This is a genomic window from Streptomyces sp. SX-6 (assembly GCF_059089585.1).
The window spans coordinates 1-24,355 of sequence record NZ_JBTHHU010000047.1 but is presented as its reverse complement, the minus strand read 5'-3'; the positions used below and the strand labels follow the sequence as shown (position 1 = coordinate 24,355).

The following is a 24,355-nucleotide window of genomic DNA, read 5'->3' as shown; positions in this document are numbered from 1 at the left end:
GGCCAACTACCGTGGCCTGTACCGGTAGTCACACCGATGAGCGACAAGGCCCGTGCCACTCAGGGCCCAACGCGCAGGCGGCGCCGCCTACATGGCGGCAGCCCTCTCGCATGGAACAAGCCAGATGGCGCATCTTGCCCTGCCGCTACGACACGCTGCCACAACCGACTCCCGTTCGGCCAGCGGCATTTGCCGACACACCTCCGGCCTCGCGGTGCCGACGCAAGTACCGCCCTCGTGACGTGGATCACTGCTCCGTCGTTCCGCATCCTTCACCCGACCCCTCGGAACGGGCTGGTGAGAGATCCAAACCAACTGGTTGGTGCGCGTTCCCTCCATCCGGCGTCGCATGGGTCATCGAGACGAGAAGGCGTTGACCTTCCCTAACGGCGGACGTTAGATGATCTCCGCAGTCGATCGCCCGTTCGAGGCGAGAGGTCGGGATGCGCATCCAACTCGCCAGTCATCCCTGGAGAGTTGGGCACCCCGCCCTCAAGGCTGCTAAGTCGGACAAAGGAGGGAGGTGAAGAATATGCAGCTCCGTTCCACGGTTACCGCCGAGCACCGGAACCAGACCCAGCAGGTGGCGCTCTCCGACGCCAACCGCACCGAGGCCGTTCTGGTCCCCGGCGCATCCTGCTGCACCGCCGCCATCGCGCGCCGGTAATTCAGGAAGCATGGACACCGAATTCCATGCATGAGTTGGGGCGGTCGGTCCCGAACGGGCCCGGCCGCCCCAGCCTCAGTGCCGCTACCACAAGTGAGGAATCTGCACTGTCATGACGGAGAGTCAGCCGATAGCGCTGGACGAAGCTCGGCAGGCGCTGGTCACCACCGAATGCCGCAGTCTGGCCACCAGTTTCGGGGCGCTGGGCCTCCGGACGCACGAGGCACGGTTCGACAATCTGGGGCAGGCTCCCCTTCCGCGCGTCGCCGAAGAGTTCCTGCTGGCCAGCCGTAATCGACGCTACGACCGGGACACGCAACTGTCCGTTGCGCATTACTTCACCGATCCGGTAGCGGTTGCCCTCTCCCAGGTGGGCAAGGAGGCACCCGAGGCGCCACGCGTCGCGCTGCCGCAAGGGCGCGAACCGGAAGCCACCCTCGGGGATGCCGTCGCCGGCCGCCGCAGCATCCGTGACTTCGCGGACACCCCCGTCGACCTCGACGATCTCGCCACCGTGCTGCGCTACGCCAACTCCGAGACCGCCGAGGTCGACGCCGATCTGGAGTCCGGTAACCAGGCGACGCTCCGGCTGCGTACGGTGCCCAGCGGTGGCGGCCTGTACCCCGTGGAAGTGTGGCTCGGAGCACGGTCCGTGCCGGATCTGGCGCCCGGTGTCTACCGGTATCTGCCGCATGAGGACGCGCTCGCCGCGCACAGTGGCCCGGACGCGCTGGCCGCCGCGACGGCGGCGGGCATGGCGGGCGGTGGCGTCGACATGCACCGCGCCGGCGCCTTTCTCCTGCTCGTCGCCCAGCCCTGGCGGTCCATGCGCAAATACGGCCCCCGTGGCATGCGATTCGTCTTCCATGAGGCCGGAGGCATCAGCCAGAACATCCACCTGGCAGCCACCGGACTCGGCCTGGGAAGTCTCGACAGTTCCAGCTTCTACGACGACGACATGGACAGCGCATTGGGCCTCGACGGACTTTTCCGCACGGCTGTCCACCTCATCGCGGTAGGACATGCGCTTCACTGAGGCCGTATCCGAGGCACGCCCTCGGATGCTCGAACGAGGATCCTTTTATGCCTGCTGAACACAAGAACTCCAATGAGCCCCGCCTCAAGCGGTCTTACTCCGTGATCGGTCACAGCCCGGATGTGGTGGAAATCCGGACCGGTGTCTGGAACCACCGTTCCTTCACCCTCACCGATGACCGCGGCACCGGAAAGCTCCTGTCCGTCGTCCAAGGTCTCGACGGTTCGGTGTCGAACCGGGAACTGGCGGCTCGTCTGGGGGTGCCGCGGGCCGAAGTCGAGGCCGTCGTCGACCATTTGGCCACGCTGGACGCCCTGGAGTGGGAACCGCGCAGTGCGCTGGACGCCTACCTCGACACACTGGGCCCGCTCCGTGTCGCCGACCACGGTGCGCCGGCGTACGAGCGGGTGTCCGTACTCGGCGACCCCGTCCTGGCCGATCAACTGGCGGCAGCGGTCTCGGACGCCGGGAACGTCAAGGCCGAGGTACTGGCTCCGCAGAGCCCTGTTGTCCGTGCGCTGGCCGAGGCCGGTCCCGAGGCCCTCCACGACGGCCTCAAACTGGCCGAGCTGACACAGCGGGTGGAAGAACTGCGCGGGTCCGTTCTGCTGACCGTCGACGCGGTGGTGAACCCGTTCAAGAGCCAGATGATCAACCGTGTCGTCCAGCAACTCGGCATCCCCTGGCTGCCCGCCGCGGTCGACGGCCCGTTCCTCTTCGTCGGTCCGACCGTGGTGCCCGGACGCTCGGCGTGCTACGAGTGCTTCGAGACCCGCGTCGCGATGAACATACGCGAGAGCGCCTCCTACCAGCGCTACAAGCAGGCACTGGCGGCCGGCCAGGTCAAGACCGGTGAGCCGGCGATGCTCAGCGCACTGCGCACGACACTCGTCGGCCACACGGCCCTGGAAGCCGTCAACTTCCTCGCCGCCGGAAGCACGTTCAGCGTGGGCAAGGTCCTGGGCATCTACGTCCCCACGATGGAAATCGCCTGGAGCGACGTACTGCAGCTGCCCGGCTGCCGCGGCTGCTCCCCGCTGGCCGGGCGCGACGACAGCAACCTGTACTTCGACGCCAGGACGTGGGTCAATGAGTGAGACGACCGGCTTTCACGGAACTGCCGTACGGGTCCTGGGAGATGAGGACGCCCGGGCCGAGGTGATCCACCGCCGGATGCAGAGCGCTCTGTGCGGGATCATGACGTCCTCCGGAAGCCTCAACAAGGCGCCTTCCTACCCCCGGCTGTTCGTGGAGGGGGCTGAACTCACGGGCGTCCACCAATGGTTCGACCGTGAGGCGGCGAAGCCCGGCGCCTACCACATCGGCGGGTACGGCACGGTGCCGTTCGAGGCGCGGATCAGGATTCTCGGCGAGACCCTGGAGCGATACGCGGGGTTCACCGCCTGTGTCGAGGGACGGTTCCCGGTCGTCCATGCCTCCTACCAGGATCTGGTCTCCCGGGGCGAATCCGTGGTCGACCAAGATGTCTTCCGGCTGTTCCTGCCCGAACAGCTGGCCGCCGAAGGGTTCCCCTTCCAGGCTTTCGATCCCGCCGTGCCCACGGGGTGGGTGAAGGTCCCCTCATTGCTCGACGAGAGGGACGACTACGTACCCGCTCATCACTTCCTGCTCGGGCATCTGCCGGGCCCGGAGGAGCCGTGGACCCTGCCCGCGGTGACCACCGGCACTGCCGCCCACACCGCGCCGGAGCCGGCGTTCCTGTCCGCGCTGCACGAAATCGTCCAGGTGGATGCCGCGGTGGGCCACTGGCACAGCGCGACGGAGAGTGTGCTGATCGAACCCGATGCGCGCACCGCTCTGTTGCAGGACCTGATCACCCAGAGGCTCGGCGGCGGTATCGAGCCGGAATTCCACCTGCTGCCCAGCCCCGACCTGCCGGGCTTCAACGTGGCGTGCATCCTGCGCAAGCCCGCCGGGGTCATCCCGGCGGTGAGCGTGGGCCTCGGCAGCGGCCCCTCGCTGGTGCGCTCGATGTACAGGGCGCTCCTGGAGACTGTCGGTGTCCAGACCCTCGCGGGCTGGTCTGCGGTGGAGGACCAGCTCGGCACGGGTGCACAAGTGCCGCTGCGGGAACGGCTGGACGCCATTTTCGACCTCGATCAGAACGTCGCCTACTACGCGGGCACCGAGGGAGCCGAGACGGTCGAGGAGCGGTTCGCGCGGCACACCACCGCCCGCGCCGGTGACCTGCCCCCGGACGACGACCGTCCCGCACGCGACGTGGCGCGCACCTTGGTCGGTGCTTTCCGGGAGAGCGGCAAGCGGCTCTACGGTGCCGACTTCACCTCGGTGGACATCCGTGAGCTCGGCTTCTCCGTGATGCGTGTCTGGTCCCCGGACACGCTGAGCCTTCCGTTGCCGAGCGCCCCGCCAGGTGCCCATCCCCGGTTCGCCGCGTACGGCGGCTTCACCAACCGGCTTCCGCACCCCTACCCGTGAGCCATGCACCACTATCTGGTCGTCGCGCTGGCGGTGTGGGCACTGGCCCCGATGCCGCTGGCCACCCGAGTACACGGCCGCTGGCTGGAGGACCGCTGGCCTGCGCTGTCCACTCTCCATGTCTATCTGGTGATCCTGGGCCTTCTCGTCATCGTCGGCACGGTGTTGTTCGGCATCGGCGTCTTCCACGACGGTTCATGGCCGGGGCTGGCCGCGGGAGTTCCGCTGGGACTCGCCCTGGGACAGGTCGCCCTGTACGCGGACCGGAAGATCAGCCGCGCGTTCGTCGCACGAGCACGCGCTGCTGCGGCTCGGCCGGTGCCGAGGCAGCCGGGCCCGGCACCGGCCCGCGGCAATGCCGCCCGGCCGGTGGGGCTCGCTGCCCGAGCCTCCCGGCCGGTGGGGCTCGCCGCCCGTGGCGCGGCGGCCCAGAGCGTCCGTCCGAGCACCACCGCGTCGACGGAGACGCGGGGCAACCGCTGGACGGCACGCGAGCGGGACCGGGAGACCCGTGTCGGCCTGGAAGTCCTCCTGGCCGGCGCGGTGTTGGAAGAGGTCGTCTTCCGGGGTGTGCTCGGCCGTATGGCTCTGGAGGCCCCGGCAGTCGCGGGCACGGTACTCGGCGTGCTCGCCGTGGCCGCCTTCTGCCTCTCCCATTTGCCGTTCGGCTGGCCCCAGGTGCTCGCCAAGCTGCCGCTGTCCCTCCTCGCCATGGCGACGGTGCTGATCACCGGTGGCATCGCCGCCGCCGTGGTGGGCCACGTCCTGTTCAACTGGAACTACTGGCGCTACCAACGTGCCCTCGGCACCACGGGAAGAGGGTGAGGTGGTCGTGACCGTCCTCCCCTGGGCCGTGCGTGCCGGGACGGCCGTGGCAGCCGTCGTCGTGTGCGGCAGGTTCCTGCCGCAAGGTGGTGGCCGCCCGTGGCGGCGTCCGCTGCTCCTGTTCCTGCCGCTGCCCGTGGTGCTCCTCGTGACGTGGTCGGTGCCCTCGCTCGGGGGTACGGACGAGCTCGCGCTGATTCCTCCCGGCGCTCTGCTCGGGGTCGGGGAGGCGGCGCTGGCCGGCCTGCTGAGCACGGTGAGCGTGAGCGTTCTCGAGCGCGTGCAGGTTTCGCAGCGCATCTGGCTCCCCCTGGCCGACGGCCCGGTCCTCTCCGCGTTCCGGCCCTCGCCAGGTGCCACCCGAGCGACATGGCTGACCGCGGCCGTGAGTGCCGTGGTGACCGAGGCAGTACGCGCCACGCTCGTGGACAGTGCTCGCGCGGCCGGCTGGGGCGCCCTTGCCGCAGTCGTCCTGGGCGCGGTCACGTCTCTCGCTCTCCTCCCCCTTCGCTCACGCAGGGCCGCAGCCGACGCCGTGGTTCTGGCCTTGGTGCTCGGTGTCGCGCACTCCTGGCTCTACTGGTCCTCCGCCGCGCTACCGCCGCTCATCGCGGCCCACTTCGCCTTTCTCCTGGTCACGCTGGCGTGAGCACACAACCTATGAATGTGGAGAATCCATGAAATTCGGCATCTCACTGCTTCCGGACTGCCGGCCCGAACAGACCTCTCCGACCCGCTACTACCAGGACGTACTGGAGGTATCCCGGCTCGCGGACGAACTCGGCTTCGACTACGTCAAGATGACCGAGCACTACCTGAAGGACTACGGAGGCTACTGTCCGAACCCGCTGACCTTCCTCACCGCCGTGGCGGCGCAGACGCGGCGGATCCGGCTCATGACGGGCGGCATCCAGGCCTCCTTCCACCACCCGATACAACTGGCCGCCCACGCGGCGATGGTGGACGCGATCAGCGACGGCCGACTGGACGTCGGGTTCGCCCGGGCCTGGCTCCCGTACGAGTTCGACGCCCTCGGCATCCCCCTGGACGAGAGCCGTGAACGCTTCACCGCGACCATCGAGGCCGTCCTGCGGTTGTGGACCCAGAAGGAGGCGTCCGAGGACACGCCCTTCTTCCGCTACCAGGACGCGCACTCGCTTCCCGCCGTCACCCAGCACCCGCACCCTCCTGTATGGGTGGCGGCGGTGCGCTCACGCCAGAGCTTCGCCTGGATCGGGGAGAAGGGTTTCGGACTGCTCATCGCCTCACCGCCGCGCAAGGGCGAACTGCCGCACATGCAGGACATGTTGCGGGTGTACATCGAGACCCATCAGGAATACCACCCCGGCCGGCAGCCGCGCATCGCGCTGTCCATTCCGCTGATGGTGGCGGACAACGACGCCGAGGCGTACGCGACGGCCGAGCCGCTGCTGGGGTCCTACCTCGACGTCTGGGGAGAAGCAGCTGCTTCCTGGGACGGAGTGCAGTCCTCCGCGTACCCGGGATACTCCAATGCCGGCACGACATTCCGGTCGCTGACCGAAGAAGACCTGCGCAGCACCTCCACCGCGGTGATCGGCGGCCCGGACACCGTGACCGAGAAGATTCACGAGCTGACCGACGCCCTGACCCTGGACACCTTGCTGCTGCAGATCGACTACGGCAGCCCGAGCGCGGCGGTCATGAGCCGCAACCTGCGGATGTTCCACTCCGAAGTGCTGCCGAGACTGGGCTGACCCATGCTTTCCCTTCTCGCGCGGGCTCCGGCTCAGGTAGGGTGCGACCACATGCTGGCACGGATGGATGGAGAGGTCGTCTTGCCTGCTCCCGGCCAGCTCCCGCCAGGGCGGAAACTCCGGCCGCACAAGAAAGCGGCCACCCGAACGCCCCGTGCTCCCCTGACGCTGGAGAACGTCGCCGAGGCCGCTTTTCAGGTGATCGAGCGCGAGGGTCTGGATTCCCTCACCATGCGAAAGCTCGCGGACGAACTCGGCATCCAGGCCGCATCGCTCTACTGGCACGTCAAGGACAAGCTCGATCTCATCGACCTCCTCGCCGAGGCGCTCTTCGCGGGCTTCGTTCCGGAACAGTGGGCCGAAGACGTCCCGACGGCCGAGGGGGAGGAGTGGCGTGCGCATCTGTTCCAGTTCGCGCGTGGTTTCCGCCGCTACCTGCTCAGCCGCCGGGACGCTGCCCGCATCCTGACCAACAAGTTCGTCATGGGCCCGAGCCTGTTGCGTCACCTCGACGAACAACTGGGCTGGTTCCGGGAAGCCGGAGTCGACGACCAGGCCGCCGCGTACGGCTTCTACACCACTCTCGTGTTCGTCCACGGCTTCGTGCTCTGGGAAACCTCCCCGCTGTCGGCCGCCGTGGCACGCGGAGTGGAACCGCGGCAGTATCTCGACGAGATGCGGGCGGAACTCGACGACCTCGATCCCGACGAGTTCCCCCATGCCCACGCGCTCGCGGATGCGCTGACCCGTCCCGGAATGGACGAGCGTTTCACGTTCGGCCTGACCTGCCTGCTCGACGGCTTCGTCCAGCACCCCAGCCTGTCCCCCGGCCAGGCGTAGGCAGTACGGATCCCCGGGTCCCCGCAACCGTCACCCCCCTCTCCTCTTTTTTTCGCACTCGCCGATTGAGGCATTTCCGTCTCCCACCCCTGCGTCACCTTGCGCAGACGCATCGGCCCATGCCCGTTCCGGGAGGTTTCTGTGACACCCAAGACCGCCCTACCGCAGCCGTTCGCCGAACAGCACACCGTCGATCCCTACCCCGCCTACCGTGCCCTGCTGGACCAGGGCGGCATGCACCGCATGACCCTGCGCCCCGGCCTCGAGGCGTGGCTGGTGGTCGGTCACGGCCTGGTCCGGGAGGCACTCACCCACCCGGCCATCAGCCTCGAAGCACGTCATGCCATGCCGGACGCGCGCAAAGCGATCATGGCTGGTTACACAGAGGAGAAGCAGTCCTTCTTCGGTCAGCACCTCCTCGCCGTCGACGGGGCCGATCACACCCGCATGAGACGTGTGATGTCGCGGGCCCTCACGGCTCGCCGCTTCCAGGCCATGGCCCCCGAGGTCGAGACCATCGCCCATGACCTGCTGAACGACCTGCCCGCGCCCGGACACGCCGACCTGACCGGTGACCTGGTCGTGCCCTTCACGATCAGCGTGCTCGCCCGCCTCATGGGCGTGCCGGAGCCGGGCCGGGAACTGCTGACGGACCTGGCGAACAGAGTGGTGCAGGGCCAGGCCGAGGAAGACGCCGGGTTCGGGCAGGTCATCGCCGAGCTCACCGGCTACTTCAACGGCCTGCTCGACAGCCCCGGCGAGGTGCCGGCGGAGAGCTTGCTGGCCATGCTCATCGAGGCGAGGGCCGCCGGAACCCTCACGACCGCGGAAACCCTCTCGCTGGTCTACCAGTTGTTCTTCGCGGGGCACGAGAGCAGCGCGTACCTCATGACGAACGCGATAGCCGTGCTGCTCAGCCGCCCGGACACCGCCGCCGAACTCCGCTCCCGCCCCGATCTCCTCGACGGTGCGGTCGAAGAACTGCTGCGCTGGGAAGGGTCGATCAAGGTCGGCAGCTGGCGCTTCGCCACAGAACCCCTCGAGCTGGGCGGACATCGCCTGCAGACCGGTGACCCGGTCCTCGTCGTCCTCGCCGCGGCGAACCGCGACCCCGAGAAGTTCGCGGCGCCCGACGATCTCGACATCCACCGCCAGAACATCCCGCACCTCGCCTTCGGACACGGTCCCCACCACTGTCTCGGCGCGGCCCTGGGCCGGCTGGAAGTCCGGACACTGCTCTCCGCCCTGCTCACGCGGTTCCCCGACCTGGCGTTGGACGTCCCGTACGAAGACCTCGAATGGCGCCACAACCTGATCATGCGCGGGCCGTGCCATCTTCCCGTCACGCTCGGCGAGGACCGGCGCCGGTGAACCAGCCGGCCCCCAAGTGACCGCACGACAAGGGACATCGCAATGACGACGAAGCCATCCGATTCTCCCCCGCCTTTTCCGCAGGCCTTTCCGCCGCCTCTTCCGTCGGCCGCGGAGCAATTGCCCCCGCATCTGCGCCTGATGGGCATAGCGGCCGCCAAGTGGATCGCGCAGCCGGTCTATGTGCTGGCGAAGCTCGGGGTCGCCGATCACCTCGCGAAGGAGGAGCTCAGCACCGCGACACTCGCCGACCGCCTCGGGGTTCGCCCCGATCCCTTGCGACGCTGCCTGAGGGCGGCGGCGTCGGTCGGCGTGTTCCGCGAGACGGAGCAGGACCACTGGGCCCTCACCGACGCGGCCGAACACCTGTGTACCGACGCGCAGATGAGCCTGCGCGACTTCACGGTGCTCCTGGGCGAGGCGCCCATGTGGGCTCCGTTCGGCCGCATCATGGACGTGATGGGACAGGACGCCCCGGCGTTCGACGTGGTGCACGGCCGGAGCATGTACGCCCATCTCGCCGAGGACGGCGAACTCGCCCGCACGTACCACGGCGCGTGGTCCTCGCTCACCGAAGGCGTGATGCGAGCGCTCACCGCCGCGTACGACTTCTCCCGCTTCGCCACGATCGCCGACCTCGGCGGGGGCGACGGCACTGCCCTGCGGATCCTTCTCGCGGCACAGCCCGGGCTGAGGGGCATCCTCATGGATCTCTCCCACTCCGGCGAGATCCCCCAAGGGGCCGACCCCGCGGTCGAGGAAAGGCTGCGAACCGTATCCGGGTGGCTCCCCGAAGACGTGCCGGCCGGCGCCGACGCCTACTTCCTGAAGAACACCTTGCACTGCCTGAGCCCCGACCTGGTCCTCCGGACACTGCGTCGCATCCGTACGGAGATGACGCGTCCCGAACAGCGGTTGCTGATCGTGGAGGGCGTCGTGCAGCAGGGCAACGGGTTCGACTGGAGCAAGCTCATGGACATCGAGGTCATGGTGAACAACGGCGGCCGGGAGCACTCCCTGGAGGAATGGCGAACCCTGCTGGACCAGTCGGGCTTCCGGCTCACCTCCGCTCGCGAGGTGCTGCACCCTCAGTGGCTTCTGGAAGCGGAGGCTGCCTGAGCCAACGGGGCTCCCGTGCCGACGGGTTGGGACTTCGCACACCTCCCTCGACGGCACGGGAGCGCCACGTCGCAAGAACTCAGCGAGCCGCACGCGTCGCGGTCACCACGCGGGTCCCCCACCACGGGCCGCCCCACCACATGCGCCAGCCCGCCGGGCGGATGCCGGCCTCGGTGACCGGCAGCGTGCCCAGGGCGCGTTCGTACAGGACTGGGGAGCTGCCGATGTCGGCGAGCACCAGTCGTCCTCCGGGGCGAAGCACGCGTACCGCTTCGGCGACGGCCTGACGCCGCTCCTCCGCGTCCTTGATGTTGTGGATGGCCAGACTCGACAGCACGACGTCGAACTCGCCGTCGCCGAACGGCAGATGCCGCAGGTCACCCGTGTGCAGATCGACCCGCTCTCCGACACCCTCGGCCCGCGCGTTGCGCAGAGTGGTGTTCTGGGCGTTGCCCGACTGGTCGACGCTCCGCCACAGGTCGACACCCACGGCCCGCCCCTGCGGTAAGCGCCGGGCCGCCGCCAGTAAGACGGCACCGCGCCCGCACCCGAGATCCAGAAGCCGCTCGTTCCCCTGCAGGCCCAGCTCGTCCAGAAGCTCTTCCCACACCCGGAACTTCCCGCGGCGCGTGGCGTGCACGTACAGGACGGCGGCGGCGAGCAATACCGCCGCCAACGCGAACAGCAGCCAGGCCACCGCCCCTTCGGCCGCCGAGGCCGTCACGATCCCCAGCGCCACCGACGCCACGGCTCCACCGCTCAGGCCGAGCAGTACGTAGGGGGCGTCGAAGCCGTACTCCCCTCGCCGCCCCGTCTGTCCCTGGTTGATCCCACTTGCCACGGACCATCTCCCATCACTAACAACAGTAGATAGAGCCTAACGTTGATAGGTGAAGCCTAACTTTGGTAGGTTGCCATGCGCCAGATGCACTGCGGTCACTCGGAGGGGTCGTGCTCGAGGTCGATGAGAAGCTGAAGCAGCAGGTGGCGGCGAGAGCGCCGGGGCCCCGTCACCCCTGGCTCGTCCTGCTGATCGTCTTAGCCGCGGCGTTCATGCAACTCGTGGACGTGAGCATCGTGAACGTCGCCGTCGCGTCCATCCAGAAGGGACTGGACGCCAGCTACACCCAGGTCCAGTGGGTCCTGGCGGGCTACACGCTGGCATTCGCCGTACTGCTGGTGACCGGCGGCAAGTTGGGCGACCGTGTCGGACGCAAGCGCATGTTCATCATCGGCATGGCGGGCTTCACCGTCGCCTCCCTCCTGTGCGGGACCGCCGGCAGCGCCGACATGCTCATCGCGGCGAGAGTGGTCCAGGGGCTGTCGGCGGCGCTGATGTATCCCCAGGTGTACTCCGTCATCCAGGTCACGTTTCCCCCGGAGCGACGGGGGATGGCGCTCGGGGTCCTGGGCGGCGTGATCGGGCTGGCCGCCATCACCGGCCCTCTCGTGGGCGGACTGCTCATCCAGGCGGACCTGTTCGGCTGGGCATGGCGGCCCATCTTCCTGGTCAACATCCCCGTGGGCATCATCGCCATCGCGCTGGCAGCGTGGTTCATCCCCGAATCGCGTGCCGAGGACGCCGGGCGGCTTGACCTGCCGGGCGTCGTGCTGGTGACCACAGGACTCGCGCTGCTCGTCTTTCCCATGGTGCAAGGCCGCGAACTGGGCTGGCCCGGCTACCTCTTCGCCATGATGGCGGCGGGCGCGGTGGTGTTGCTCCTCTTCGGCGCGTACGAGTGGCGCCGGGCCCGGACCGGGCGTACGCCTCTCATCCGCATGAGCCTGTTCCGCAGCCGGGGATTCACCAGCGGCCTCTTGCTGATCGTCATCTTCTACGGGGCGTTCCTGCCGTTCTTCCTCATCTTCAGCGTCTATCTGCAGTCGGGGCTCTCCTACACGGCACTGGAGGCCGGCGTCGCGCTCGTCCCCTACGCGCTGGGCGCGGGACTCGGATCCGGCGCTTCCATCGCCCTCGCGCCCAAGCTGGGGCGGCTGATCCTGCAGATCGGCCTGACCGTCCTCATCCTCGGCACCCTCGGACTCGCCTGGGTCGTGCACCGGTGGGGCAGCGACCTGCACACCCAGCACATGCTGGCCCCGCTGGTCGTCGCGGGTCTGGGATTCGGGCTCACCGTCACGCCGCTGGTCAACCTGATCCTGGCCAAGATCCCTGTCGCGGAAGCGGGTTCGGCGTCCGGCACGCTGACGACAGCGCAACAGGTCGGCAGCTCCATAGGGGTGGCCATCGTGGGCGCGTTCTTCTTCGGGCTGCTCGGCTCTCAGGCCAACTCCGTCACGGCCGACCAACTGCCCCGGATCCGTACGGAACTGGCAGCCGTACACATCGACCGCAACACCTCTGAGCGCATCGTCGACGCGTACCGGACCTGCTTCCACGACCGGGCGGGCGCGGCTGACCCGAACGCCCTCCCGGCCAGTTGCCGGCAGCCGCACCAGCCGAACTCTTCCAACGCTTCCAAGGTGCAGAAGATCATGCAGGAGGCGGCACAACGGTCGCTGCACGCCGACTTCGCCCGGGCGGCACAGCAAACCCTCGTCCTTCAGACCGCTCTGTTCGGAGGATGTCTCCTTCTGGTGTTCGCTCTGCCCAGAGTCCGGGGCAGGGATCTCAGCGATTTCGAGGAGAAGTCCCAGGACGCCGTGATCATCGGGTAGCCCTGCGAACGCGAGATTCACGCCCACACCCATACCCCCCGCTCTCGCGCTGACTACCTATCCCCCGCGAGTCGCGCGAGAGCGGGGCCTCTCCCGCAACGTTCCTGGATGTTCTGGATGTTCTGGATGTTCACGTGAGTGGGAAGCGACGGTTATATCCGTACGGCTCGAGCGCCGGTCTGCGACAGGATGTGCTGTGTGTCCTGGGCGTACTCAAAGTCGCCACCGCAGATCAGATCCGACGCTTGACGCGCCCGGAGGCGAAAAGCAACAAGTCGCATCGGAATGCCGCACTGGACCTCCAGAGGCACGGCCTGACGCTCTCGGAAGGCAACACGTCCCATGGCCACAAGCTATGGGGGTTGACGCCGTTGGGCCTTGAGTCCGCGGCCTCCTCCCTCGGCAGGAGCATGGAGGAGATGGGCGGCATCGCCCGCGGTGCCGCCCGCCATGGTGCGGCGCATGCGATGGCGGTGAACGAGACGATCGTCGCTTTCGGTTCTCTCTCTTCATGGGCGACCGAGGTCGGCCTTCCCGTGAGCGGGCCGTGGAGCAAGGCCGGCGCGGGCAGTCCACGTGCCGACGCGGTTCTCCAGGCTCCTGAGGCCGGACTGCCACTGCTGCTGGTGGAGGTCGACTGCGGCACCGAGACCACAGCCGTGATAGCCGCGAAATTCGACAAGTACCGGCGGTTCTTCCGTCGCAAGGTGCAGGACACCGACGGCCGGGACATTCCCATGTGGCAGACCCGATGGGGCATTTCCGGGCAGGAAGAACACCGGGGACATCCGCCGGTGGCTCTTGTGTTCACGGGCGTCGGCCCCAGAGGTCTTCGGCAGAGGATGGAAGCAGTGCGCCGCCTGAGCCGTGCCTACTGGCACTACGACCGCAGTGATGCCATACCGATCCTGGCCACCACGCTGGAGCGATTACAGACCCACGGCCCGTCAGGGCCGGCCTGGTGGCGATACGGGCATGCCGAATGGGAGCCGCTCCACCTGGCGTTGGGGAGCTGCCACCCCGCACCCGACGGACCGGGGCGCGAGGTCTAGGCTCGCCCCCCATGACCGACCTCTCCTCCTCTCTCTCCTCCCCCTTCCTCCGTGCCACAGCGGACGCCTACGACGGCGTCGCCGTCCGATATGCCGGTCTCGTCCGCGACTCACTCGGCGTCCTCCCGCTGGACCGCACCTTCCTCGCCGCCTTCGCCGATTCCGTACGGGCCGCGGAGGGCGGGCCCGTCGCCGAGCTGGGCTGCGGCCCCGGATACGTGACGGCACACCTGCGGGACCTGGGCCTCGACGTCTTCGGCGTCGACCTGTCGCCGGTGATGATCGACCTGGCCCGCGAGGCATACCCGGACCTGCGGTTCGAGGTCGGCTCCATGGACGCCCTGGACCTGGCCGACGGCGAACTGGGCGGCATCGTCTCCTGGTACTCGGTCATCCACACCCCACCGGAGGAAATGGCCTCGTACTTCGCCGAGTTCGCGCGCGTACTGGCCCCGGGAGGACACCTCCTGCTCGCCTTCTTCGAATCCGAGGGCGGGCCGGTGACGGCCTTCGACCACAAGGTGACGACGGCCTACCGATGGCCGCTCGACGACCTCGCCGCGCTGGCCCGCGAGGCCGGTTTCGCCGAAGTCGGCCGGATGCTGCGCGAGCCCCTCGAGGGGGAACGGTTCCGCCGGGGCCACCTGCTCATGCGACAGCAGTGACCACCTCTACGTGGTAACGGTTTCCGTTTTCATGTAGCGTGGCGGCACGCACCGACACCGGAGGTCCCGTTCCCATGGCCGTGCCCAAGCGGAAGATGTCCCGCTCCAACACCCGCCACCGCCGCGCCCAGTGGAAGGCGAGCACGCCCCGGCTGGTCCCGATCACCGTCGACGGCTCCGTGTACCTGGTGCCGCAGCGGCTGGTGAAGGCGTACGAGCGCGGGCTGCTGCGCCCGGAGGGCTGACGGCCATGACTGATCACCGGCTGCCGGTGACCGTCCTCTCCGGCTTCCTCGGGGCGGGCAAGACGACCCTGCTCAACCACGTCCTCGCCAACCGCGACGGGCTGCGCGCCGCCGTGATCGTCAACGACATGAGCGAGATCAACATCGACGCCGCGCTGGTGCGGGGCGGGCAGGGCGCGCTGTCCCGGACCGAGGAGCGCCTGGTCGAGATGACCAACGGCTGCATCTGCTGCACCCTGCGGGACGATCTCCTCGAGGAAGTGGACCGGCTGGCCCGCGAAGGCCGCTTCGACCACCTGCTCATCGAGTCCAGCGGTATCTCCGAGCCCATGCCCGTCGCCGCCACCTTCGCCTTCCCCCGGGACGACGGCGCGACACTCGGCGACCTCGCCCGGCTCGACACCATGGTCACCGTCGTCGACGCCGCGAACTTCCTCCCCGAACTGGCGGGCGGCGACGGCCTGGTGGAGCGCGGTCTCGACCAGTACGAGGACGACGAGCGGACGGTGAGCGATCTCCTCATGGACCAGGTCGAGTTCGCCGACGTCATCGTGCTCAACAAGCTCGACCTGGTGGGCGAGGCGGATGCCGCCCGGCTGCGGGCGGCACTCGCCCGTCTCAATCCGGCCGCCCGCGTCGTGCCGGCCGAGCACGGCCGGGTGGACCCGTCGGCGATCCTCGGCACCGGCCTCTTCGACCTCGACCGCGCCCAGCAGGCGCCCGGCTGGGTCAGGGAGCTCAACGGCGACCACACCCCCGAGACCGAGGAGTACGGCATCTCCTCGACGGTCTTCCGTGCCGAGCGGGCCTTCCATCCCGAGCGGCTGTGGACGTTCGTCACCGAGGAGCTCGACTCGGGAGCCTACGGCCAAGTGCTGCGCTCCAAGGGGTTCTTCCGGCTGGCCGGGCGTGACCGGGTGACCGGGCTCTGGTCGCAGGCCGGATCCGTGGCCCGGTTCGAACCCGCGGGCGTTCGCGAGCACGACGCGCAGGCCCAGGAACTCGCCTTCATCGGCACCGGGTTGCGCCCCGAGGCACTGCACCGGGCCCTGTCCGCCTGCCTCGTACGGCCGGACGAGGCACGGACGTCATGGGCCGACCCCTTCCCCGCCTGGGACGTCCACGGTCCGGACGACGTCCGCCCGGCCTTCAGCCGGTACGCGGGACAGGGCGCCGTATGAGGAAGGTGGCGGCGTAGACGGCGGTGGCGGCGGCCATGATGGCGAAGCTCGGCGGCATCGTCGGCACCGCGTACGAGGCGAACAGTCCCGCCCACATCTCCGCCACCGCCAGGCCGGCGGAGAGGGCGAGCGCCCGGTACGGGCGGCCGGTGAGCCGGATCGCGGCTCCGGCGGGTGCGGCGAGCAGGCCGAGCAGCAGCAGGGAGCCGACCGCCTGGGTGGCCTCGGCGGCACTGGCCCCGGCCACGGCGAGGAAGCCGTGGCCGAGCAGCCGGACCGGCACACCACGGGCCGCGGCCACGGCTTCGTCCACCGTGGCGAACAACAGCGGGCGGGCGGCGATCAGCATCACCAGGCAGACACCTGCGGCGAGCAGGGCGGCGGTGGCCGCGTGCGCAGCGGAGATACCGAAGATCGAGCCGAACAGGACGCTGATGCCCGCGGTGCCGTCGGCCGTACTGCGGGAGGTGGTGTAGAGGGTGACGAAGAACGCGCCCAGGCCGAGCACCCAGGAGAAGACGCTCCCTATGACGACGTCGTCCGGCCGGGCCCGGCGGCCGAGCGCGCCGAAGAGCAGCGCGATGCCGATCGTCGCGGCGAACAGCCCCAGCCGCAGGTCGTAGCCGATGGCGAGCGCGGCCATGGCACCGGTGAACGCGACATGGCTGAGCGCGTCGGCGGTGAAGACCTGGGCGCGCAGCACGAGGAAGTAGCCGACCATGCCGCACGCGGCCGCGATCAACGTCCCGGCAAGGAAGGCGTGTTGGAAGAAGGGATGCGACAGTGCGGTCATCCGGCGGCCTCCCCGGCCGGCAGGGCCCGGCGGCCTTGCAAGGCCGCGCGCAGCGCACGTCCTCCCAGGGCGAGGACGTATCCGGCGAAGGCGAACGAGGTCACGAAGAATCCCAGCGGATAGGGCGAGTAGTACGCGGCGACCAGTCCCGACCAGGTGGCCGCGAGGGCCAGCGCCACGGCCAGCGGCAGACTCGCCGCCGGGCGGGCGGTGAGAATCTGCGCGGTGGCGGCGGGGATCACCATCAGGGCGAACACCAGCAGCGTGCCCGTGATCTGGCTCGCCTCGGCGGTCGCCGCCCCGAGCAGTACGAGGAACGCGACGGACAGCGCCCGCACCGGGACTCCGCGCCCGGCGGCGGCCCGCGGGTCGACGGAGGCGAACAGCAGCGGCCGGCCGATGAGCGCCATTGCCGCGAGCACGGCGATGCCCACGCCGAGCAGGACGGTCACCTGGGTGGCGGTGATGCCGAGGAACGTGCCGAAGAGGATCGTCTGCGGCCCCTCCAGCAGTCCCTTGTAGAGGGCGACGAAGAGATATCCGCAGGCGAGGAGGAAGGCCTGGACGGTTCCGGTCAGCGCGGATTCCTCACGGTCGTCGCCGGTGCCGCGCAACGCCGCGATGACCAGGGCCGCGGCGAGGCAGAGCGTGAAGTAGCCGTAGACCGCGCCGACTCCGAGGAGCACGGCCCCGGCGGCGCCCGGGAACGCGACGGTGGAGACGGTGTGCGCGGCGAACGTCTGCCGCCGCAGCACCACGAACCATCCGACGACCGCGGAGACCACGGACACGATCGCGCCCGCGCGGAAGGCGTTGACCATGAACGGGTACGCCCACATCGCCCGCACGTCGGCGATCAGGTTCCACGACCGGAGCGGATCAGCCGGTGCCATGGCCGCCCCCGGTGGATTCGGGCCGTCCCACCACGACCAGCCGCCCGTCGGAGGCCCGCAGCACCTCGACCGGCGTGTCGTACAGGCCTGTCAGGGTCTCGGAGGTGATCACTTCTTGTGGGGAGCCGGTGGCGGAGCCGCCGTGGGCGAGGTACACGACCCGGTCCAGGTGGTGCAGTATCGGGTTGACGTCGTGGGCCACCATGACCACGGCCACGCCCTCCTGGTGACAGATGCGTCCGGTCAACGCGGCCACCCCGCCCTGGTGGGACAGGTCGAGGCTGTCCAACGGCTCGTCCAGCAACAGCAGTCGCGGGCGTCGGACGAGGGCCTGGGCGATGAGGAGCCGCTGCTGTTCACCGCCGGAGCACTGGCCGATGGGCCGGTGGGCGTAGGCGGTGGCCCCCACCAACTCGACGACCTCGGCCACGCGTTCACGGGCGGCCCGGCGGCGGGGGCCGGGAACGGGCAGGGGCACCCCCCAGCGGTCGCCGTCCAGGCCCATGCGGACCACGTCGATGCCGCGGATGCGCATCGAGGCGTCGAAGCTGCGGCGCTGCGGCAGGTACCCCACGCGGGACCCGGCCCGGCCGGGACGGGTCCCCAGCACACGCACCTCGCCCTCGGCGAGGGGGTGCGCCCCGAGCACCGCCTTGACGAGGGTGGACTTCCCGACGCCGTTCGGACCGAGGACGGCCGTGAACTCCCCTGCCCCGACAGTGAGGTTCACGCCCGACCACAAGGTGCGGCCGCCCACACGCACCGCGGCGTCGCGCAGCTCGAGCACGGGGCCGCCGGTGGCCCCGGTCATCGCCCGGTGGCCTTGGCCAGGGCCTGCTCGATGCCCTGGAGCTGGGCGGTCTGCCACTGCTGGAAGGTGGCACCCGCGGGGGCCAGGGTCTCGGTCACGGTGGTCACCGGGATGCCCGCGTCCTTGGCCTCCTTGACCTGGGCCTGCACGTCCGGGTTGGAGTTCTGGGTGTTGAAGACGTAGACCTTGATCTTCTTGTTCTTGATCTGGTCGTCGATGGCGGCCTTGTCCTTGGCGGTCGGGTCCGTGCCCTCGCTCATCGCGTCGAGGAAGCTCTCGGGGGTGAGCATCTTCAGCCCGAGCCCCTCGGCGAGCGGGGTGACGATGGACTCCGACGCGCCGATGGGCGTGCCCGCGTACTTGCTCTTCATCTCCGCTATGAGCTTGCTGTACGAGGCCAGGTCCTCGGTCTCGTAGGCGGCCTTCCGCCGGTCGAAGTAGGCGGCGTCGGCGGGGTCGGCCTTCTTGTAGCCCTCGGTGATCTTCTCGATGACCTGGTGGACGTTCTCCGGCGAGTACCAGCGGTGCGGGTTGCCGCCCTCCTTGACGCCGACGACGTCGCCGACCTTCAACTCGGTACGCCCGCTCGCGGGGTTGCCGGCGAGGAGCTTGTCGGCCCAGGCGTCGTAGCCGATGCCGTTGACGATCGCGTACTGGGCGCCGGCCACGGTACGGGCGTCGGCGGCCTTGGGCTCGTAGTCGTGGGGGTCGGTGTCGGGGTTGGTGATGATGCTGGTGACATGGGCGTGGTCGCCGCCGAGCTGGGCGGCGATGCTGCCCCAGAAGTTCTCCGCGGCCACCACCTGGATCTTCTTGCCGCCGCTCGCCTTCGCGTCGGATGAGGAGGAGGGCGAGGACGAGGACGAGGTCGAGCAGGCCGTGGCCGTCACAGCCGTCAGCACCGCCACGGCGGTGACGAGGACGGTCCGTGCGGCCGGTCGCGGAAATCGGGACGTGGCGGTGGTGGGCATGGGGGGCTCCTTCGGGCGGTGCCGATGACGCTGGGGCTCACCCCGGAACGTAAGTGGAAACGATTTTCATATCAACGGTAAATGAAAACCATTGCCGTCTTTTGACTGGAATGCCACCATCCGGGCCAGACCAAGGGCCGGTCCTGATCACCTGGCTAGGGTGGGCCGATCGATCCGGAAGAAAGGCCATGGCCCCCGCAGTGAGCGAGTCGCGCCCCCACACCCTGTTCTCCTTCGGCACGCTGCTGGACGAGCGCGTCCAGACCGCGCTCTTCGGCGGTCCCGTGCCCAGCACCGCGGCGGCGCTGGCCGGTTACGCGACCAGGCCCCTGCCCATCACCGACCCGTCCGTGATCGCCACCAGCGGCCTCGATGTGCACCTCACCCTGGAGCGCAGGTTCGGCGCCGAGGTCGAGGGTGCCGTCCTGCACCTCACCGACGAGGACCTCGCCGCGGCCGACGACTACGAGGTGGACGACTACGTCCGCCGACGGGTGCTCCTCTCCTCCGGGGAGAGCGCCTGGGCCTACCTGAACGCGAACCCGCTGCGCTCGGCGGCGCGCATCGTGATCGTGGGCGACAGCATCGCCTACGGGCGCTGCGATCCCCGGGGAGGATGGGCAGGCCGCCTGGCGGCTGACCACATCGCCCGGAACGAGGCCGAGCACCGGGTCTTCAACCTGGCCATTCCCGGCAGCACCCTGGCCGAGGTCAGCGAGCAAACGCCCGCGCTCCTGGGCCCCCGCCACCCCGACACCGTCCTCGTCGCCGCCGGCATCAACGACTCCGCCCTGCCGCTGACCCACTCCGACAGGCCGGCGCACATCGCGGACAACCTCGCCTCGCTGGCCGCCACCGCCCAGCGCCACAACGCGCGGCTCGTCGTCATGGGACCGACGTGGATCGACGAAGCACGCACCGGCGACTACGAGGGCCTGCGGTTCACCCGGGCCCGGGCGCTGGCCCTGCGCGAGTCCGTACGGGCCTGGTGCGCCGGGAACCATGTCGACCACCTCGACATGTGGGAGCCGCTGTGCGACAGGGCCGATCTGCTCGTCGACGGTCTGCACCCCGGTCCCGAAGGGCATCAAGTGCTCCACCAGCACCTGATGTCACTGTCCCCGGAGTCCGAACTTATGTCGGCCTTCTAGGGATTGAGCTAGGGATTCAGCGGATCTGCCGCTCTATGGTCGACCTATATTGGTTTAAGTAGCTCTGTCCAGCGCATACTTCAGCCATGAACGGTCGCCACGTGCTCGTGGTGAACGCACCCGAGCACGGCCATGTGAACCCGACTCTCGGTCTGGTCGCCGAACTCGTGGCCAGAGGCTGCCGGGTGAGCTATGCCGTCGCCGGAGAATTCGCGCCGCAGGTCCTTACGGCCGGTGCGCGGCCGGTCGCCCTGCCCGTGCCGCCCTGGGGCCATGGGCCGCCGACGGGGCATCTGGCGGACGGGGTCGGGATGTTCGTCGGCCAGGCCGAGGCCGCGCTGCCCGCGCTGGCGGAGGCATGCGCGGCCGACCGCCCGGACGTGGTGCTGTGCGACGCGTACGCGTTCGCGGGCAAGGCACTGGCCCGCACCCTCGGTCTCCCCACGGTCGAACTCCACACGACGCACGCCCCGTTCCCCGGCTGGGAACGGGCCTTCTTCGGGCTCGACGGACTGGGCCGGCTCCCCTGCCACGCACGATTCCAGCGCTTCCTGGACGCGAGCGGCGTGGGCCAGCCCGTCGAGGAGTTCGTCCACAGCCCGGGCCCGAAGGTGGTCTTCGTACCGAGGTCCTTCCAGCTGCACGCCGGTCTGCTGAGCCTGGAGCACCACTTCGTCGGCCCGGTGATCGGTGACCGGTCGTCCTTCCAGGGCACTTGGCAGAGCACCGGCGCCGAAGGGCGCCCCGTGCTCCTGGTGTCGCTCGGGTCGGTCTTCACCTGGCAGACGGCTTGCTACCGATCCTGTGTGGCCGCGGCCGCCGAACTCGACGACTGGCACACGGTCATCGCGCTCGGATGGCACGTCGACCCCGCGGAGCTCGGCCCCCTCCCCCGCCATGTCGAGATCCACAGGACCGTGCCCCAGCTCGATGTGCTGGCCGCCGCGACGGCGTTCATCACCCACGCCGGGATGGGCGGCCTCCTCGAGTCCCTGCACCACGGCGTCCCCATGGTCGCCGTCCCGTACATCGCCGAGCAGCGCGTCAACGCCGAGCAGCTCGCGCGGCTCCGGCTCGGCGTGCATCTGCCCGGCGCGCAGGCCGACGCCCGCTCGCTGGCCACGGCCGTCCGGCTGGTGACCACCGATCCGGGCATCGCCGCCGCGGTGGCCGCCATGCGCGCCGAAGTACGCTCCTGCGGCGGTGCCCGCGCGGCTGCCGACGTCGTCGAGGCCGTCGCGGGCTGAGACCCCGCCACGTGTCCGGGATCACAGGACGGCTCGTTCCATGGGCGAAATGCCCTGACCGTCCGGGCGGTTGACGCTGCACATGACTGCCACCGCATCCTCCGCATCCCGCGCGGCCGGGATACTGTCCCGGCCCGTCGCACTGAACGGCCTGACCGTACCCAACCGGATCGCCATGGCGCCGATGACGCGCATGTTCTCCCCGGGCGGTGTCCCCGGTGAGGACGTACGGGCGTACTACGCCCGTCGCGCCGCCGCGGGCGTGGGGCTGATCATCACCGAGGGGACCTACGTCGGGCACGAGTCGGCCGGGAACAGCGACCGGGTGCCGCGGTTCCACGGCGAGGAGCAGCTGGCCGGGTGGGCGAAGGTCGCCGAGGCCGTTCACGCGGAGGGCGGCACGATCGTGCCGCAGCTGTGGCACATCGGCATGGCACGCAACCAGGGCGACCAGCCCTTCCCCGACGCCCCCGCCGTCGGCCCCTCCGGCATCCGCCTCGACGGCACCGAGGGCACGGGCAAGGCGATGACCCGGAGCGACCTCGACGACGTCATCGGGGCCTTCGCCGAGGCCGCCGCGGCCGCCGAGCGCACCGGCTTCGACGGCGTCGAACTGCACGGCGCCCACGGCTACCTCATCGACCAGTTCCTGTGGGCGCGAACCAACCGCCGTACGGACGCCTACGGCGGCGACCCCGTGGCCCGTACGAAGTTCGCGGCCGAGATCGTGGCCGCGATCCGCGAAGCCGTCTCGCCCGGATTCCCGGTGATCTTCCGCTACTCGCAGTGGAAGGCGGCTGTCTACGACGCGCGGCTCGCCGAAAGCCCGGAGGAGCTGGAGGCCATCCTGGCCCCGCTCGCCACGGCCGGCGTCGACGCCTTCCACGCCTCCACCCGCCGCTACTGGCAGCCGGAGTTCGAGGGTTCGGACCTGAACCTGGCGGGCTGGACCAAGAAGCTCACCGGCAGGACCGCCATCACCGTCGGCTCGGTCGGACTCGACGGCGAGTTCAGCGGCCGCACGGCAGAGCGCGCCGGTGTCGAGGGGATCGACAACCTCCTCGACCGCCTGGAGCGCGACGAGTTCGACCTGGTCGCCGTCGGCCGCTCCCTGCTCCAGGACCCCGAGTGGGCGGCGAAGGTCCTGGGAGGCCGGTTCGAGGAGCTGCGGCCGTACAGCCCGGAGGCGTTGAAGACGCTCAGCTGACCGCTCAAGGCAGCAGGCGCTGTTCCTTCGCCACCGCGACGGCACCGGCTCTCGTGTCGCCGCCATCGGCGTGGCCGGTGCGCCCAGCGGCGACCTCGACGAGAAGTTCGCCCGGGCCGGGGTGGCCGCGCTCGGCAAGTGATGCGTGACGGTTGGCGATCCGGGAAGCCTCAACCCACGCCATTACTGCCGCAGTTGACTGATTCGGGGGAATCATGGACGCCGATGTGACCGTTCTCGGCCTCGGGCAGATGGGTTCGGCGCTGGCCGCAGCGTTCGTGGCCGCGGGACACCGGACGACGGTGTGGAACCGTACGCCGGAGAAGACGAAGCCGCTGTCCGACAAGGGTGCCGTGGTGGCGGCGGCGGCCGGTAAGGCGGTGGCAGCGGGGCCGTTGACCGTGGTGTGCCTGTCGACATACGACGCCGTCCGGGAGGTGCTCCACCCCTTGGCCGGCGAGGTCGCGGGCCGGACGCTGGTCAATCTCACGTCGGGATCGCCGCCGCGTGCGCGGGAGTTGGCCACATGGGCCGAGGACAGCGGTGCCGCCTACCTCGACGGGATCGTCCTCACGACTCCGTCCGGCATCGGCAACCGGACGTTCCTCCAGCTCTATGCCGGTTCGGCGGCGGCCTTCGAGGGGCATCGGCGGATACTCGCCGCCTTGGGCGACCCGGTGTACGTGGGCGCCGACGCGGGCCTGGCCTCCGTGTACGACACGGCTCTGCTGTGCCAGTTGTGGGCCTCGCTCACCGGCTGGCTGCACAGCGTGGCGCTCGTCGGTGCGGACGGTCCCGGCGGGGGTGTGACGGCAGTGCGGTACACGGAGGTGGCGGAGCGGTGGATGGAGACCGTGCGTTTCCATATGAGCGCGTACGCACGGCAGGTCGACGCGGGGCAGTATGCGGATGGTGAACTCCCCCTGGATCTCCACCACATGCAGATGAAGATCCTCGCCCACGCGAGTGAGCTGCGCGGTGCGGATACCGGGCTGCCGGAACTCTTCACGGCGCTTGCGGGGCGGGCGATCGCGGCCGGTCACGGCGGGGACAGCTTCGCGCGGCTCGTGGAGTTCGTACGGGGTGGGGTGGGCTGAGGGGGTGTGGGGGTTGTGCCCCGGTCCCGCCCTTTCACCGTTTCCTCCGGGGGCGAAGCCCCCGGGCCCCGAACCGCGCTCCGCGCGGTTGTCCTCAATCGCCGGACGGGCTGGAATGTCGGGGCCGCCCTGGATTGTTGCGCCCGCGCTGAAAATCAAGCCCGGCCCGGCACTATCAAGCCCGTCCGGCGATTGAGGACGAGCGGCGAAGCCGCGACAGCGGGGTCTGGGGCGCAGCCCCAGGACCGGGGTCCGGGGGCTGCGCCCCGGGAAACGGAGAAAGGGCGGGACCGGGGCACAGGCACACCC

General features: G+C 69.6%; 24 protein-coding genes and 1 pseudogene. 20 read left to right on the top strand and 5 right to left on the bottom strand.

Features of this window, described 5'->3' with window-relative positions:
* Positions 1 to 532 precede the first annotated feature (532 nt).
* The 10 genes from ACV530_RS33940 (at position 533) to ACV530_RS33895 (ending at position 10,054) form a co-directional block, all read left to right on the top strand.
* Positions 533 to 667: a hypothetical protein gene (locus ACV530_RS33940; RefSeq protein ID WP_359365886.1), complete on the top strand. Its 135-nt coding sequence runs from the start codon at positions 533 to 535 to the stop codon at positions 665 to 667.
* A 112-nt stretch (positions 668 to 779) separates the two neighbouring features.
* Complete coding sequence (locus tag ACV530_RS33935) at positions 780 to 1,703, top strand: SagB/ThcOx family dehydrogenase (RefSeq protein ID WP_494336551.1); 924 nt, start codon at positions 780 to 782, stop codon at positions 1,701 to 1,703.
* 47 nt (positions 1,704 to 1,750) lie between these two features.
* Entirely contained in the window at positions 1,751 to 2,800 is a 1,050-nt protein-coding gene (locus tag ACV530_RS33930; protein WP_494336550.1) for a TOMM precursor leader peptide-binding protein, read from the top strand.
* Positions 2,793 to 4,163: a YcaO-like family protein gene (locus ACV530_RS33925; protein WP_494336549.1), complete on the top strand. Its 1,371-nt coding sequence runs from the start codon at positions 2,793 to 2,795 to the stop codon at positions 4,161 to 4,163. The genes ACV530_RS33930 and ACV530_RS33925 overlap by 8 nt, the downstream gene beginning before the upstream one ends.
* 3 nt (positions 4,164 to 4,166) lie before the next feature.
* Complete coding sequence (locus ACV530_RS33920) at positions 4,167 to 4,988, top strand: CPBP family intramembrane glutamic endopeptidase (protein ID WP_494336548.1); 822 nt, start codon at positions 4,167 to 4,169, stop codon at positions 4,986 to 4,988.
* A gap of 7 nt (positions 4,989 to 4,995) precedes the next feature.
* Positions 4,996 to 5,637 (top strand): hypothetical protein, encoded by a 642-nt coding sequence (locus tag ACV530_RS33915; protein WP_494336547.1) that lies wholly within the window; start codon positions 4,996 to 4,998, stop codon positions 5,635 to 5,637.
* A 28-nt stretch (positions 5,638 to 5,665) separates the two neighbouring features.
* A complete protein-coding gene (locus ACV530_RS33910; RefSeq protein ID WP_494336546.1) occupies positions 5,666 to 6,724 on the top strand; it encodes an LLM class flavin-dependent oxidoreductase in 1,059 nt (352 codons plus the stop codon).
* Positions 6,725 to 6,775: 51 nt separating this feature from the next.
* Positions 6,776 to 7,564, top strand: coding sequence for a TetR/AcrR family transcriptional regulator C-terminal domain-containing protein (locus tag ACV530_RS33905; protein ID WP_494336545.1), 789 nt, complete (start codon positions 6,776 to 6,778; stop codon positions 7,562 to 7,564).
* A gap of 141 nt (positions 7,565 to 7,705) precedes the next feature.
* Positions 7,706 to 8,935 carry a cytochrome P450 family protein gene (locus tag ACV530_RS33900; RefSeq protein WP_494336544.1) on the top strand — a complete coding sequence of 410 codons (1,230 nt, stop codon included), beginning with the start codon at positions 7,706 to 7,708 and terminating at the stop codon, positions 8,933 to 8,935.
* A 120-nt stretch (positions 8,936 to 9,055) separates the two neighbouring features.
* Complete coding sequence (locus ACV530_RS33895; RefSeq protein ID WP_494336543.1) at positions 9,056 to 10,054, top strand: methyltransferase; 999 nt, start codon at positions 9,056 to 9,058, stop codon at positions 10,052 to 10,054.
* Between the two features lie 79 nt (positions 10,055 to 10,133).
* On the opposite strand, the gene ACV530_RS33890 is transcribed toward ACV530_RS33895, so the two are convergent.
* Complete coding sequence (locus ACV530_RS33890; protein WP_494336542.1) at positions 10,134 to 10,895, bottom strand: class I SAM-dependent methyltransferase; 762 nt, start codon at positions 10,893 to 10,895, stop codon at positions 10,134 to 10,136.
* 110 nt (positions 10,896 to 11,005) lie between these two features.
* Here ACV530_RS33890 and ACV530_RS33885 point away from each other — a divergent pair, with 110 nt between their 5' ends.
* The 5 genes from ACV530_RS33885 (at position 11,006) to ACV530_RS33865 (ending at position 15,876) form a co-directional block, all read left to right on the top strand.
* Entirely contained in the window at positions 11,006 to 12,733 is a 1,728-nt protein-coding gene (locus ACV530_RS33885) for an MFS transporter (RefSeq protein WP_494336541.1), read from the top strand.
* A 134-nt stretch (positions 12,734 to 12,867) separates the two neighbouring features.
* Positions 12,868 to 13,785: a replication-relaxation family protein gene (locus ACV530_RS33880; RefSeq protein ID WP_494336540.1), complete on the top strand. Its 918-nt coding sequence runs from the start codon at positions 12,868 to 12,870 to the stop codon at positions 13,783 to 13,785.
* 11 nt (positions 13,786 to 13,796) lie between these two features.
* Complete coding sequence (locus ACV530_RS33875; RefSeq protein WP_494336539.1) at positions 13,797 to 14,450, top strand: class I SAM-dependent methyltransferase; 654 nt, start codon at positions 13,797 to 13,799, stop codon at positions 14,448 to 14,450.
* Between the two features lie 74 nt (positions 14,451 to 14,524).
* On the top strand, positions 14,525 to 14,695 hold the full coding sequence (gene rpmF / locus ACV530_RS33870) for a 50S ribosomal protein L32 (protein ID WP_494336538.1): 171 nt from the start codon (positions 14,525 to 14,527) through the stop codon (positions 14,693 to 14,695).
* Positions 14,696 to 14,700: 5 nt separating this feature from the next.
* Positions 14,701 to 15,876, top strand: a complete 1,176-nt coding sequence (locus ACV530_RS33865; protein WP_494336537.1) for a GTP-binding protein — start codon at positions 14,701 to 14,703, stop codon at positions 15,874 to 15,876.
* Here ACV530_RS33865 and ACV530_RS33860 read toward each other — a convergent pair.
* Genes ACV530_RS33860 through ACV530_RS33845 form a run of 4 tightly spaced genes read right to left on the bottom strand, consistent with a single transcriptional unit; the run spans position 15,845 to position 19,344 of the window.
* Positions 15,845 to 16,669: a metal ABC transporter permease gene (locus ACV530_RS33860; protein ID WP_494336536.1), complete on the bottom strand. Its 825-nt coding sequence runs from the start codon at positions 16,667 to 16,669 to the stop codon at positions 15,845 to 15,847. The two genes, ACV530_RS33865 and ACV530_RS33860, sit on opposite strands and share 32 nt — an antisense overlap.
* Positions 16,666 to 17,562, bottom strand: a complete 897-nt coding sequence (locus ACV530_RS33855) for a metal ABC transporter permease (RefSeq protein WP_494336535.1) — start codon at positions 17,560 to 17,562, stop codon at positions 16,666 to 16,668. Before ACV530_RS33855 ends, ACV530_RS33860 begins: the two co-directional genes overlap by 4 nt.
* Positions 17,549 to 18,373: a metal ABC transporter ATP-binding protein gene (locus tag ACV530_RS33850; RefSeq protein ID WP_494336534.1), complete on the bottom strand. Its 825-nt coding sequence runs from the start codon at positions 18,371 to 18,373 to the stop codon at positions 17,549 to 17,551. The genes ACV530_RS33855 and ACV530_RS33850 overlap by 14 nt, the downstream gene beginning before the upstream one ends.
* Positions 18,370 to 19,344, bottom strand: a complete 975-nt coding sequence (locus tag ACV530_RS33845; RefSeq protein WP_494336533.1) for a metal ABC transporter solute-binding protein, Zn/Mn family — start codon at positions 19,342 to 19,344, stop codon at positions 18,370 to 18,372. The genes ACV530_RS33850 and ACV530_RS33845 overlap by 4 nt, the downstream gene beginning before the upstream one ends.
* 188 nt (positions 19,345 to 19,532) lie before the next feature.
* On the opposite strand from ACV530_RS33845, the gene ACV530_RS33840 reads away from it, so the two are divergent.
* The 5 genes and pseudogenes from ACV530_RS33840 to ACV530_RS33820 all read left to right on the top strand — a co-directional run bounded on the left by ACV530_RS33840 (position 19,533) and on the right by ACV530_RS33820 (position 24,046).
* On the top strand, positions 19,533 to 20,495 hold the full coding sequence (locus ACV530_RS33840; protein WP_494336532.1) for a GDSL-type esterase/lipase family protein: 963 nt from the start codon (positions 19,533 to 19,535) through the stop codon (positions 20,493 to 20,495).
* Between the two features lie 86 nt (positions 20,496 to 20,581).
* Positions 20,582 to 21,742 (top strand): macrolide family glycosyltransferase, encoded by a 1,161-nt coding sequence (locus ACV530_RS33835; RefSeq protein ID WP_494336531.1) that lies wholly within the window; start codon positions 20,582 to 20,584, stop codon positions 21,740 to 21,742.
* An 82-nt stretch (positions 21,743 to 21,824) separates the two neighbouring features.
* Positions 21,825 to 22,949, top strand: a complete 1,125-nt coding sequence (locus tag ACV530_RS33830; protein ID WP_494336530.1) for an NADH:flavin oxidoreductase — start codon at positions 21,825 to 21,827, stop codon at positions 22,947 to 22,949.
* 46 nt (positions 22,950 to 22,995) lie between these two features.
* Positions 22,996 to 23,091, top strand: a pseudogene (locus ACV530_RS33825) (heme-binding protein); the annotation flags it as partial.
* A gap of 73 nt (positions 23,092 to 23,164) precedes the next feature.
* Positions 23,165 to 24,046 (top strand): NAD(P)-dependent oxidoreductase, encoded by an 882-nt coding sequence (locus tag ACV530_RS33820; RefSeq protein ID WP_494336529.1) that lies wholly within the window; start codon positions 23,165 to 23,167, stop codon positions 24,044 to 24,046.
* The last annotated feature ends 309 nt before the right edge of the window (positions 24,047 to 24,355 follow it).